A 12,256-nucleotide genomic window follows, 5' to 3' on the forward strand; every position below is an offset into this window, starting at 1 on the left:
CGCCCACCCTGGCCGTGGCCGCCACGCTCAGCGATCCCCCGCTCAACCTGCTGCCCGGTGTGGTCCGCGACGGCCGGATCGAGGTGCTCGGTACGTCGTTCCCCGCGCCCCACGCGCACGCCACCGGCCACGACGTCATGCTCGGCATCCGCCCCCACCAGGTGCGGATCGCCCGCGACGGGCCCGGTGCGCTGGAACTGCCCGCGGAGATCAGGCTCGCCGAGGTGACCGGCAGCGCCACGTTCCTGCACCTGCTGCTGCGGGGCGACCGTCACCTGGTCGCCCACCTGCCGGGCACCCAGCTGTTCACCCCCGGGGAGGCCACGGTCGCGTACGTGGACCCCGCGCACATCTTCGTCTTCGACGAGGCCGGCGGGCGGCTGCTGGCCACCAGCGCCGCGGACCTCGGAGGCGTGCATGGCTGACATCCGCCTGGAAGGCGTGGGGCACAGCTACGACGGCGGCACGACCTGGGCGCTGAAGCCGATGACGTGGACGTGGCGCACCGCGCGGGCGTACGCGTTGCTGGGCCCGAGCGGGTGCGGCAAGACGACGCTGCTGAACATCATCTCCGGCCTGATCACCCCGACGGTGGGGCGGATCTTCTTCGACGACCGCGATGTCACTGACGTGCCGACGGCGGGCCGGAACATCGCGCAGGTCTTCCAGTTCCCGGTCCTGTACGAGGAGATGTCCGTCTACGACAACCTCGCCTTCCCCCTCCGCAACCGGAAATATCCGAAAAACGAGATCGACCAGCGCGTCCGCCAGGTCTCCCAGCTGCTCGGCCTGGACCACCTCCTGCGCCGCAGGTCGCGCCGGCTGGACCCGGGCCGGCAGCAGATCGTCAGCCTGGGCCGCGGGCTGGTGCGTTCCCAGGTGGCGGCCGTGTTACTGGACGAGCCGCTGACGGTGGTGGATCCGGCGCTGAAGTGGACACTGCGCAGCAAGCTCAAGGAGATCCACCGCGACACCGGTCACACGCTGATCTACGTCACGCACGACCAGACGGAGGCGCTGACGTTCGCCGACGAGGTTGTGGTGCTCAACGAGGGGGCGATCGTGCAGGCGGGCGAGCCGGCGGAGCTGTTCCTGTCGCCGGCGCACGAGTTCGTCGGGCACTTCATCGGCTCACCGGGCATGAACATGGTGCCCGCCGAGATCGTCGGCGACGTCGTCCGCGTCGGGCAGGCCGCCGTGGGGTCGGTCGCGGACGGCCTCCCGCCGGGTCCGGTGCGGATCGGGGTGCGGCCCGAGTTCGTCCGCATCAGCCGGGCTTCTCCCGGGGTGGCCGCCCAGGTGACCGGGATCGACCGCATGGGCGCGTACGACCTGGTGCAGACCCGGGTGGGCGAACACCCCGTCATCGCCAGGACCGAGGCGGGCTCCGGCTATCAGCCGGACGCGCAGGCGTTCCTGCACTTCCCGTCGGATCGGACGTTCCTGTTCCGCGACCAGGTCAGGTGCGGCTTCCTCGCGCCGCTCGACGGAAGGAGCGCCACGTGACCGCGGGCAGCCAGGTGAGCGGCGAGGTCGTCACGGCCGCGCCCGCCGAGCCCCAGGAGACGCGCACGGATCTGAAGCGCAAGGACAACCGGGCCTGGTGGCTGGTGCTGCCGGTGGTCGTGTCGGTGGCGTTCACGGCGATCATCCCGCTGATGACCGTGGTCAACTTCTCGGTCCAGGACGTCTTCAGCCCCAGCGACCGGGTGTTCGTCGGCCTGGACTGGTTCTACGAGGCCGTGCGGCGGCCGGAGAACCGGGAGGCGTTCGTCAGGACGCTGCTGTTCTCGGCACAGGTGCTGCTGGTGGAGATCCCGCTCGGGGTGGCGATCGCGGTGGCGATGCCGCGCCGCGGGTTCTGGGCGTCCGCGGCGCTGGTGCTGGTCGCGTTGCCGCTGCTCATCCCGTGGAACGTGGTGGGCACGATCTGGCAGATCTTCGCCCGCGCCGACATCGGGCTCGGCGGCTGGACGATCAACAACGTGCTCGGCATCGGCTTCAACTACACCCTCGACTCCACCGACGCCTGGATCACGATCCTCGTCATGGACGTCTGGCACTGGACGCCGCTGGTGGCGCTGCTGGCGTACGCCGGGCTGCGGTCGATTCCCGAGCCGTACTTCCAGGCCGCGCAGATCGACGGCGCGTCAGGGTGGGCGACGTTCCGGCACATTCAGCTGCCCAGGTTGCGCGGGGTGCTGACGATCGCGATCCTGCTCAGGTTCATGGACAGTTTCATGATCTACACCGAGCCGTTCGTGGTGACGGGCGGCGGGCCGGGCAACGCGACCTCGTTCCTGAGCATCCTGCTGTCGAAGATGGCCGTCGGCCAGTTCGACGTGGGGCCCGCGGGCGCGTTCTCGCTGATCTACTTCTTGATCGTGCAGGTCCTCTGCTACGTCTTCTTCACCGTGCTGACCAGGTCGGGGAGGTGAGGCGGATGGCCAGGACCACCGGACGCCGGCTCCCGTGGGCACGCACGGTCTTCTGGCTGTACGTGGCCACGCTCATGCTGCCTCTGCTGTGGATGTTCGGCATGTCGATCCGCCCGAACGAGGACATCCTCGGCAGCTTCTCGCTCATCCCGCAGCGGGTGACCTTCGACAACTACGTCACGTTCTTCACGGACGTGTCGTGGTATTCGAGCTATCTGAACTCCATCATCTACACGTCGCTGAACGCCGTGATGTCGCTCATCGTGGCGCTGCCCGCGGCGTACGCGTTCTCACGTTTCCGTTTCGCCGGCGACAAACACCTGTTCTTCTGGCTGCTGACGAACCGCATGGCGCCGCCCGCCGTCTTCCTGCTGCCATTTTTCCAGATTTATCAGAGCGTCGGGCTTTTCGACACCCATCTCGGGGTGGCCATCGCGCACATGCTCTTCAACGTCCCGCTCGCCGTGTGGATCCTCGAGGGATTCATGTCGGGAATCCCCCGGGAAATCGACGAGACCGCGGCGATCGACGGTTATTCGCTCCCTCGTTTCTTCATTCGCATATTCCTGCCGATGATCCGGTCCGCGATCGGCGTGACGTTGTTCTTCTGCTTCATGTTCAGCTGGGTCGAGCTGCTGATCGCCAGGACCATCACGTCGGTCGACGCGAAACCCATCGCCGCGACGATGACGCGGACGGTGAGCGCGGCGGGCGTGGACTGGGCGCTGCTGGCCACGGCGGGGGTACTCACGATCGTCCCCGGCGCGATCGTCATCTGGTTCGTGCGCAATTACATTGCTAGGGGCTTCGCCCTGGGGAGGGTCTAGCGCATGCTCGAGTGGATGGTGTGGACCCTCCCCACGGCCCTGGTCTTCATTGGGCTCGCTCTCTTGCTCGTCGTCATGGCGGTCTGGGGCCGCGTCTCCCCGCCCGTGGCCAGGCGAGGTTTCCTGCGTATCGAGACCGACCGGGGCGACCGGCTGTACATCGGCTTGATTAGCGCCGCGGTCGTGCTGGCCGCCTGGATGGCCGTCACCGACCTGTCCATGTGGATCGCGCTGGGCTGCGCGCTGCTCGTGGTGGTCGTGATCGGGATATGGGGTTGACAGAAGGGAAGCCATGCAATGAGGCATCGGGCAGGCAGGTCCGCGGCCGTTGGTCTGGCCACGCTGATTCTGATGATCGCCGGCTGCGCGCAGAGCACACAGCGGCCGGCCAGCGACTTCAAGGAGGCCGACGGGAAGGCGGCGGCGCAACGCTGGGTGTCGGAGGAGTTCACGCCCAGCACGCTGGCCAAGGACCAGCAGCTCGCGGAGATGGACTGGTTCATGAAGGCCGCGGCGCCGTACCGGGGCATGCAGATCAACGTGGTGTCCGAGACGATCACCACGCACGAGTACGAGTCCCAGCAGCTCGCCAAGGCGTTCACCGAGATCACCGGGATCAAGATCAAGCATGACCTGATCCAGGAAGGCGACGTCGTCGAGAAACTCCAGACCCAGATCCAGGGCGACCAGAACATCTACGACGCCTACGTCAACGACTCCGACCTCATCGGCACCCACTCGCGCGGCGACTACGTGATCCCGTTGTCGGACTACATGGCCGGCGAGGGCAAGAACGTCACCTCGCCCACGCTCGACCTGAACGACTTCATCGGCATCAGCTTCACCACCGGCCCGGACAAGAAGATCTATCAGCTGCCCGACCAGCAGTTCGCGAACCTCTACTGGTTCCGCTACGACTGGTTCACCGACCCGGAGATCAAGAAGCAGTTCAGGGACGCCTACGGGTACGACCTGGGCGTGCCGGTCAACTGGGCGGCTTATGAGGACATCGCCGACTTCTTCACCAACAAGGTCAACGGAAACGGGACCGTCGACGGCAAGAAGGTCTACGGCCACATGGACTACGGCAGGAAGGACCCGTCGCTGGGCTGGCGCTTCACCGACGCCTGGCTGTCCATGGCCGGCAACGGCGACCCCGGCATCCCCAACGGCCTGCCGGTGGACGACTGGGGCATCAGGGTGGAAAACTGCCGCCCGGTCGGCTCGTCGGTCACCCGCGGCGGCGACACCAACGGCCCCGCCTCGGTCTACGCGCTCACCAAATACGTGGACTGGCTGAAGAAGTACGCGCCCAAGGAAGCCGCCGGCATGAACTTCAGCGAGGCCGGTCCGGTGCCCGCGCAGGGCAACATCGCCCAGCAGATCTTCTGGTACACGTCGTTCACGGCCGACATGACCAAGGAAGGGCTGCCGGTCGTCAACAGCGACGGCACGCCCAAGTGGCGCATCGCGCCGAGCCCGCACGGGGCGTACTGGAAGGACGGCCACAAGCTCGGCTACCAGGACGCCGGCTCGTGGACGCTGCTGAAGAACACGCCGCAGGACCGCAGGGCGGCGGCGTGGCTGTATGCGCAGTTCGTCACGTCGAAGACCGTGTCGCTGAAGAAGTCGATCGTCGGCCTGACGTTCATCAGGGACTCCGACGTCAAGAGCGAGTACTTCGCCCAGAACGCCAAGAAGTACGGCGGCCTGATCGAGTTCTACAACTCCCCGGCCCGCAAGCAGTGGACGCCGACCGGGACGAACGTTCCGGACTACCCCAAGCTCGCCCAGCTCTGGTGGCAGAACGTGGCCACCGCCGTGACCGGCGAGACCACGCCGCAGCAGTCGATGGACAACCTGGCCAAGCAGCAGGACGACATCCTGTCCCGGCTGGAGCGGCGCGGCTACGGCGGGAACTGCGCGCCCAAGCTCAACCCCGAACAATCGGCCCAGCACTGGTACGACCAGCCGGGCGCGCCCGCTCCGAAGCTGGCCGACGAGCGCGGCAAACCGGCCACGCTGGACTACGACAAGCTCATCGCGCAGTGGAAGGCGGGTGACTGACGGCTGCGAGGGGTGCCGCCGCCCGGGGCAGGCCGGGCGGCGGCAGGTCATCGGAGGTGGCGGGCCAGCCAGTCGAAGGCCTGCTCCTGCCTGGGCACGTCGAAGCTGTGCGGCACGTCGGCGAACACCGCCTCGTACGCGCCGGTGTCCCCGTACCGCTCGCTGATGATGGCGTGGGCGCGGCGCATGCCCGGCTCTGGGAACAGCCGGTCGCGCATGGCGTACTGGACCATGAGCGGCTGGGGCGCGCGGGCGGCCACCAGGTCGGGCCAGTCACCGAGGCGCGGCAGGCCCGGCGGGTAGAACATCCAGGTGTGCTTGGCCACGTGCCCGTCCAGCATGTCCCGGTAGGACGAGACCATCGCCGCAACCACGACGGCGCTCATCTGGGGGTCGAAGGCGCCCAGGAGCGCTGCCCGCAGCCCGCCGCCGGACAGCCCGGCGCATCCGACGGGGCCGACGTCGGGGCGTGAGCGCAGGTAGGCCGCCGCCGCGAGGTCCTCGCCCGCCACCACGCCCGCGAAGGAGGTGCCGAGCACGGCACAGTGCTTGGCCACGATGTGCTCATGCGGCCCGGCGAGCCGGTCGTAACGGTCGGCCTCGCTGAGCGGCGCCTCGGCCGTGGCGGGGGCCGCTTCCGGGTCGAGGGGGAAGCGGCGGCTGCCCCAGGCGAACACATCGTGCGCGAGCACGACGAACCCGCGCCTGGCCAGCTCGTTGGCGAAGGCGCGACCGCCGTAAATGGCCGCCCTCGCCCTGACTACCTCAGGCGACGGTTCTTCGGGACCGTCGGCGATCTTCTCCTTGCCGACCCATTTCATGCCGCCGTGGCAGTGCAGCGCCACCACCCCGGGCAGCGGCCCCACCGCATCCCGGGGACGCAGCAGGAACGCCCGCGTCCGCGGCCCGAACCCGACGGACCAGGACAACTCCTCGCCCGCCAGGTCGCCGTCGATCCAGGTCCGCTCGACCCGCACGTCCTCGGCGCGCAGCTCCAGCACCCCGAGGGCGTCCCGCGCCGCCGCCCGCAACTCAGGTCCCGCCGCGGGGTAGATCCCGAGCTGCGCCGCGGCGATCCCGGCCAGCTCCGAGAACACGAGCCCGGTCCCGTCAGCAGGCACGGACCCGGCCGGTGCGGCGGACACGGGCCCGTGCGATACGGCAGGCACGGGCCCGGCCGGGGCGGCAGGCGAGGGCCCGGTTGGCTCAGCCGACACGGGTCCCGTCGTCCACCAAGCGGACGGGCGTGCCGGTCTGCGCAGCCATGGTGGCCGCGACGCCCGTCAGGACGCTGCGGATGCCGTCGCGGTAGCCGGCCTGCCGGGCCAGCGGGTCGTTGTCGGGACCGCGGAATACGTCGTTGAGCAGCAGCTTGTCGCCGCCGCCGTGTCCGCCGGCCCCGGTCTCGATGGGCACCTCTTCCGGCCTGCTCCAGTGCCGGTGCAGCGTGAGCCTTTCCCACGACCCGGCCGCGTGCTTCTTGCCGGCCGCGCTCGGGTCGATGGCGGCGTGCGGCGGCGTCCACTCCCGCTCGACCACGTCCAGCTCCAGGCGCCCGGCCGTGCCGTTGAAGGCCACCCGGTAGCCCTCCCAGGGGGCGTGGGCGTGCAGGGAGTAGGTCAGAATCGCCCGGTTGTCGTAACGCACCAGGACGGACATGTTGTCGTCGATGTCCACGCCTTCGCCGAAGACGTCCTGGTCCCGGATGTAGCCGTCCTCGTGCTCGGCGTCCAGGTAGAGCCGCTTGAGCCGGGGGTCGACGGAGATGTCCAGGATGAACGGGTCGGTGCCCAGCCCGGGAGCGCCCTGCCCTCGCGCGGGGCGCTCCTCCAGGCCGCGCTTCTTGGCGTTCTCGGCGCCGTAGAAGCGCAGGTCGGTCTGGGCGAAGACGAGCTCGGGGGCCGCCCCGAGCCACCAGTTGACCAGGTCGAAGTGGTGGGTGGACTTGTGCACGAGCAGCCCGCCCGAGCTGGCCCGGTTGCGGTGCCAGCGGCGGAAGTAGTCGGCGCCGTGGATGGTGTCGAGCGTCCACTCGAAGTGCACGGACGTCACCTCGCCGATCGCGCCCTCCATCAGCAGCCGGCGCACGGCCGAGTTACGCGGCGAGTACCGGTAGTTGAAGGTGACGATCAGCTTGCCGCTGCTGCGCTCGGCCGCCTCGGCGATGGCCGCGCAGCCCTCGGCGTCCACGGTGAGCGGTTTCTCCACAATGACGTCGCGACCGGCGTCGAGTGCCGCGCACACGTAGCGAGCGTGCGTGGCGTCGACGGTCGTGACGATGACCGCGTCGGCGAGCTCGAGCACCTTGTCGAACTCCGCGGGCGCGAAGCACGGCACCTCCTGGCCGATCCGCTCGACGTAATAGTCCATGCGGGTCCGGTTGGTGTCGCACAGGGCGACGATGGTGCCGGCGTCACGCCACTCCCCGAGCAGCGCGTCGACGTACATCTGCGCGCGGTGCCCGAGCCCGACGAACGCGTACTTCATGACTCTCCTTTAGCCTGCGATCGAGGCGTTGGCCTCGGTGATGAACTTCTGAACGGCGTCGTCAGGGGTCATCCGGCCGAACATGACCTCCTCCGAGTACCGCGTGAGGATGTCCTCCATGGCGCTGGAGCCCTTCGGCGGCGCGGCCGGCGGGTCGGACAGCTCGCTCCTGACCTTGTCGATGAACTCCAGCGTCTTCTTGTCGGCGTCCGGCAGCTTGTCCTTGACCGCCGCCAGGACCTTGGAGCTGGCCGGCAGGCCACGGTCACTGAGGATGATCTGGCCCGCCTCCGGGTCGTTGATCATGAAGTCGATGAACTTCGCCGCCTCAGCAGCGTGCTCCGACTTGGAGGAGGCGGAGTAGAACATCGCCGGCTGCAGGAACATGCCGCCGGTCGTGGCTCCCTCCACCTTCGGCATCCGCAGCAGGTCCAGTGGCTGCCCCGACGCCTTGGAGGCCGCGCCGAGCTGGTTGCTCCACCACATGCCCATCGCACCGGTGTTGGTGCCGAGCAGCGACTGGTCGATGCTGGTCGCGCCGATCTCGGTGCTCTTGGCGGCGTCGGGGGCGCCCTTGGTCTTGATCAGGTTCTGCATAATGGCCCACCAGTCCTTGATCGTCTGGGGGGACATGCCGATCTTGTTGCCGTTGTAGAACTGCTCGCCCTTCTGCGCGGCGTAGATCTGGAGGTACGCGGGGTTCCAGCTCAGCTGCGTTCCGGTGATCTTGCCAGCGCTGCCTTCGCTGATCTTGGAGGCCAGGTCGACGTAGTCGTTCCAGGTCCACGTCGCGTCGTCGGGCAGCTTCGCCTTGCTGCTCTCGACCAGGCCGGGATTGACCATCAGGGAGAAGGCGTTGACGCCGGTGGGAACGGCGTACTGCTTGCCGTCGATGGCGCCGGTGCCCAGCACCTTGGCGTCGATGTCGGCGGTGTTGACCTTGCTGGCCAGGTCGGCGAGCGTGCCGCGGTCGGCGTACTCGCGCAGGCCGCGGATCTCAATGGTGATGACGTCGGGCGCGTCGTTGCCGGCGACCTTCGTGGACAGCGTCTCGTAGTAGCTCGCCCAGTCGGAGAACTCGCCCTGGACGTCGATGTTCGGGTTCTTGGCCTCGAACTTCTTGATGGCCTCTTCGGTCATCTTCTGCCGCGCGTCGCTGCCCCAGTAGGAGAAGCGCAGCACAGTCTTGCCTCCGGCGCTCTCTCCGCCGCCGCCGCTGCCGCTGCCACAGGCCGCGGTGACCGCCAGCACAGCGGTGGCCAGCAGCGCCGCCGACCACATCTTCTTGCCAGAGCTCACGGCTCTACCTCCTAGGGGATTATTCGAGTTGGGGGGTGTTGAGTTGGAGGTGGTGCTACTTCAGGCCCGTGGTGGCGACACCACGGATCAGGTACTTCTGACCGGCCAGGAAGAAGCCGAAGATCGGCCCCAGCGCGATGATCGACATGGCGAACATGGGTCCCCACGACGAGTCGCTGCTGGCGTCGAGGAAGGTGCGCAGGGCCACCGGAACGGTGAAGTTGTCCGGGTTGTTGAGGTAAAGCAGCTGGCTGAGGAAGTCGTTCCACGTCCAGATGAAGGTGAAGATGGCAGTCGTCGCCAAGGCCGGCATGCAGAGCGGCATGACCACCCGGATGAAGATGCGCCAGTAGCCCGCTCCATCGATCTCGGCCGCCTCGTCCAATTCCCTCGGCAGTGTACGGATGAACTGGACCATCAGGAAGACGAAGAACGCGTCCGTCGCGAGCACCTTGGGCATGACCAGCGGCCAGATCGTGTTGATCAGATCGAGCTCGGAGAACATGATGTACTGCGGCACGAGGACCACGTGGTGCGGCAGCATGATCGTGCCCAGCATGATTGCGAACCAGAACTTCTTCAGCGGGAAGTTCAGCCGGGCGAAGGCATAGGCGGCCAGCGAGCAGGCCACCAGGTTCGCCACCACCGACAGGGCCGTAACCACCGCGGAGTTCCACAGGTAGTAGCCGAAGGGGTGCTTCAGCGCGTACCAGCCCTCGGTGTAGTTCTCCAGGGTGACCTGGCTCGGCCACAGCCCGGGCTCCCGGAAGATCAGCTCTTCCGGCTTGAGCGAGCTGGAGATCATCCAGAGTAGCGGATAGAGCATGACAAGGCCGAAGCCGATCAGCAGGATGTGCTTGACCAGAGGCCCGCCCTTGAGCGGGCGGAACAGGACCGGGATCGGCCTACTTGGTGTCGCCATAGAAGACCCAATACTTGGAAGCGAGGAAGTTCACCGCGGTGAGCCCGGCGATGATGAGCAGCAGAACCCAGGCCATCGCTGCCGCGTAGCCCATGTCGTAGCTCTTGAACCCCTTGAGGTAGAGGTAGAGCGTGTAGAAGAGCGTCGAGTCGGCCGGACCGCCCTTGCCGCCGCTCACGATGAAAGCCTGCGTGAACGACTGGAAGGACTTGATGACCTCCAGCACCAGGTTGAAGAAGATGATCGGTGTCAGCAGCGGAATCGTGATCGACCTGAACTGCCGCCACACGCCCGCGCCGTCCACCGAGGCCGCTTCGTAGTAACTGCTGGGGATCTGCCGCAACCCGGCCAGGAAGATGATCATCGGGGCGCCGAACGTCCACACGTGCAGGAGGATCAGCGTTCCGAGCGCGGTGTCAGGATCTCCCACCCAGCCGGGCCCCTGGATGCCGAAGATCGCGAGCACCGCGTTGACCAGGCCCTCGGCGCCGAACACCTTACGCCACAGGATCGCAATCGCGACGCTGCCGCCCAGCAGGGAGGGCAGGTAGAAGATCGAGCGGTAGATCGACAGGCCGCGCAGCCCCCGGTCGAGCACCAGGGCCAGCGCGAGCGCGAACGCCAGTTGCAGCGGGACCGAGACGACCACGTAGATCGTGGTCACCTTCAGCGAGGACAGGAACCTCGGGTCCTCGGTGAACATCGTGATGTAGTTATCGAATCCGACCCACTTCGCCTCCTCCAGGAGGCTGTAGTCGGTGAAGGAGAGGTACAGCGAGGCGAAGATCGGGCCGATCGTGATGACGAGCAGGCCGACGAACCAGGGCGCCAGGAACAGATAGGCGGCCCGCGCCTCACGGCGGGAACGTTTTGTGGCGCGGTGACCGCCCCGTGGGGGTTGGGTCGCCGCTCCCCGGGGCTTCACCGCCACCGAAACGTCAGTCATCACACGGACCTTCCGGCGAAATGTGGATGGATAGCGCTTTCCTATAGCCGTCGGGAAAGTTACGTCAACCCTTTGCAGGCGTTACATACCCGTTACCGATATATCGCCACAGCGTTTTCCCAGGTGACAGACTCGGCGGCCGAAGAAGTCAGACGAATTTGCATCGCGGATAGTACAACCGGTTGCAGCGACCGGGCTATCGTGGCGCTGCGGTGGAGTCCCGGATGACGAGCCGGGTCTCCAGCGACGTGGTGGCGCTCACCTCCTGGATGAGCAGATCCACCGCCAGCCGCCCGGCCGCCGCGGTGGGCATGGCGACCGTGGTGAGCTTGGGGCGGTTGAGCCGCCCTGGCACGATGTCGTCGATCCCCACGACGCTGACGTCCTCAGGAACGCTCAGTCCGAGCTCGCAGAGCCCTTCGATGAGACCGATCGCCACCAGGTCGTTGTAGGCCAGCACGCCGGTCACCTCCGCGTCCCGCACCCGCTTGGCGACGTCGAATCCGCCCCGCTCGGTCGGCGGGTTGGGGCCGATCACGACGAGCTCGACGCCGGCCACCTGCTCGGCGGCCGCCCGGATCTCCGCGCTCGTCCACGAGCCGGTCGGCCCCGACACCAGCGCCACACGGCGGTGCCCGAGCCCGGTCAGGTGCTCCACCGCCAGCCTGGCCCCGTGGCCGACGTCCATCAGCACCGTCGCGGCGCCACGCAGCCGCCGGTTGATCACCACGAACGGCACCCGCTCGGCCAGCCGCTCGAGCACCTTGTTGGACGAGCGCGGGCTGCACAGCACGAGCCCGTCCACCTGTTTGGAGAAGGCCTGCACCAGCTCCTCCTCCGCGGCCGGCTCCTCATCGGTGTCGGCCACGAACAGGTGGTAGTCGCGCTGCCGGGCGGCGGCGTGCGCGGCTTTGATCAAGGGAGGGAAGAACGGGTTGGCGATGTCGGCCACGATCAACCCGAGGTTGTGCGTGCGGCCGGTCGTGAGCGCCCGCGCCGCCCGGTTCGGGCGGTATCCGAGCTCCTCGGCCACCGTCAGCACCCTGGTGCGGGTGGCGGCGTTCACCATGTGCGGCGCGGAGAACGTCCTCGACACGGTGGACACGTGCACGCCGGACGCTCGGGCCACATCACGAATCGTCACTGTCACAGTCGCCCACCCTAACGCAACCGCTTGCAGAACCATGAGTACCCTGAAAGCGCTTGCCGGTCTACGGCATACCGAGCCTCACCCGGAATCCCCAGGTAGCGCTAGGGGAATGAAATCACC

General features: G+C 67.6%; 12 protein-coding genes. 6 read left to right on the forward strand and 6 right to left on the reverse strand.

What is annotated here, in order from left to right; all coding sequences use genetic code 11:
* The 6 genes from ACTWQA_RS36430 to ACTWQA_RS36455 form a co-directional block, all read left to right on the forward strand.
* Nucleotides 1-425 (forward strand): TOBE domain-containing protein (locus ACTWQA_RS36430; protein WP_443163511.1); only part of this gene is annotated, 425 nt, incomplete at its 5' end.
* Nucleotides 418-1,506, forward strand: coding sequence for an ABC transporter ATP-binding protein (locus ACTWQA_RS36435; protein WP_443163512.1), 1,089 nt, complete (start codon nt 418-420; stop codon nt 1,504-1,506). The genes ACTWQA_RS36430 and ACTWQA_RS36435, both read left to right, overlap by 8 nt.
* Nucleotides 1,503-2,438: a carbohydrate ABC transporter permease gene (locus ACTWQA_RS36440; protein WP_443163513.1), complete on the forward strand. Its 936-nt coding sequence runs from the start codon at nt 1,503-1,505 to the stop codon at nt 2,436-2,438. Before ACTWQA_RS36435 ends, ACTWQA_RS36440 begins: the two co-directional genes overlap by 4 nt.
* A gap of 5 nt (nt 2,439-2,443) precedes the next feature.
* Complete coding sequence (locus ACTWQA_RS36445; protein WP_305924631.1) at nt 2,444-3,265, forward strand: carbohydrate ABC transporter permease; 822 nt, start codon at nt 2,444-2,446, stop codon at nt 3,263-3,265.
* Between the two features lie 3 nt (nt 3,266-3,268).
* The gene (locus tag ACTWQA_RS36450; protein ID WP_327585069.1) at nt 3,269-3,544 is read left to right on the forward strand and encodes a DUF2160 domain-containing protein; all 276 of its coding nucleotides are present in this window, start codon (nt 3,269-3,271) and stop codon (nt 3,542-3,544) included.
* A gap of 18 nt (nt 3,545-3,562) precedes the next feature.
* A complete protein-coding gene (locus ACTWQA_RS36455) occupies nt 3,563-5,332 on the forward strand; it encodes an ABC transporter substrate-binding protein (RefSeq protein WP_443163514.1) in 1,770 nt (589 codons plus the stop codon).
* Between the two features lie 47 nt (nt 5,333-5,379).
* Here ACTWQA_RS36455 and ACTWQA_RS36460 read toward each other — a convergent pair whose 3' ends face one another.
* The 6 genes from ACTWQA_RS36460 to ACTWQA_RS36485 all read right to left on the reverse strand — a co-directional run bounded on the left by ACTWQA_RS36460 (nt 5,380) and on the right by ACTWQA_RS36485 (nt 12,136).
* On the reverse strand, nt 5,380-6,477 hold the full coding sequence (locus ACTWQA_RS36460) for a dienelactone hydrolase family protein (protein WP_443163515.1): 1,098 nt from the start codon (nt 6,475-6,477) through the stop codon (nt 5,380-5,382).
* Between the two features lie 61 nt (nt 6,478-6,538).
* Nucleotides 6,539-7,819, reverse strand: a complete 1,281-nt coding sequence (locus ACTWQA_RS36465) for a Gfo/Idh/MocA family protein (RefSeq protein ID WP_443163516.1) — start codon at nt 7,817-7,819, stop codon at nt 6,539-6,541.
* Between the two features lie 9 nt (nt 7,820-7,828).
* Nucleotides 7,829-9,118, reverse strand: a complete 1,290-nt coding sequence (locus ACTWQA_RS36470; RefSeq protein ID WP_443163517.1) for an extracellular solute-binding protein — start codon at nt 9,116-9,118, stop codon at nt 7,829-7,831.
* A gap of 55 nt (nt 9,119-9,173) precedes the next feature.
* A complete protein-coding gene (locus tag ACTWQA_RS36475) occupies nt 9,174-10,040 on the reverse strand; it encodes a carbohydrate ABC transporter permease (RefSeq protein ID WP_443163518.1) in 867 nt (288 codons plus the stop codon).
* Nucleotides 10,024-10,986 (reverse strand): carbohydrate ABC transporter permease, encoded by a 963-nt coding sequence (locus ACTWQA_RS36480; protein WP_443163519.1) that lies wholly within the window; start codon nt 10,984-10,986, stop codon nt 10,024-10,026. The genes ACTWQA_RS36475 and ACTWQA_RS36480 overlap by 17 nt, the downstream gene beginning before the upstream one ends.
* A gap of 196 nt (nt 10,987-11,182) precedes the next feature.
* On the reverse strand, nt 11,183-12,136 hold the full coding sequence (locus ACTWQA_RS36485; protein ID WP_443163520.1) for a LacI family DNA-binding transcriptional regulator: 954 nt from the start codon (nt 12,134-12,136) through the stop codon (nt 11,183-11,185).
* Nucleotides 12,137-12,256: the final 120 nt, after the last annotated feature.

The sequence above is a fragment of the Nonomuraea sp. 10N515B genome (assembly GCF_052245915.1).
In the GTDB taxonomy this organism is placed as follows: Bacteria; Actinomycetota; Actinomycetes; order Streptosporangiales; family Streptosporangiaceae; genus Nonomuraea.

Coding starts and splice junctions, on each gene's coding strand:
- ACTWQA_RS36435 (WP_443163512.1), top strand. CDS start 418: ATGGCTGACATCCGCCTGGAAGGCGTGGGGCACAGCTACGACGGCGGC.
- ACTWQA_RS36445 (WP_305924631.1), top strand. CDS start 2,444: ATGGCCAGGACCACCGGACGCCGGCTCCCGTGGGCACGCACGGTCTTC.
- ACTWQA_RS36450 (WP_327585069.1), top strand. CDS start 3,269: ATGCTCGAGTGGATGGTGTGGACCCTCCCCACGGCCCTGGTCTTCATT.
- ACTWQA_RS36455 (WP_443163514.1), top strand. CDS start 3,563: ATGAGGCATCGGGCAGGCAGGTCCGCGGCCGTTGGTCTGGCCACGCTG.
- ACTWQA_RS36465 (WP_443163516.1), bottom strand. CDS start 7,819: ATGAAGTACGCGTTCGTCGGGCTCGGGCACCGCGCGCAGATGTACGTC.
- ACTWQA_RS36475 (WP_443163518.1), bottom strand. CDS start 10,040: ATGGCGACACCAAGTAGGCCGATCCCGGTCCTGTTCCGCCCGCTCAAG.
- ACTWQA_RS36480 (WP_443163519.1), bottom strand. CDS start 10,986: ATGACTGACGTTTCGGTGGCGGTGAAGCCCCGGGGAGCGGCGACCCAA.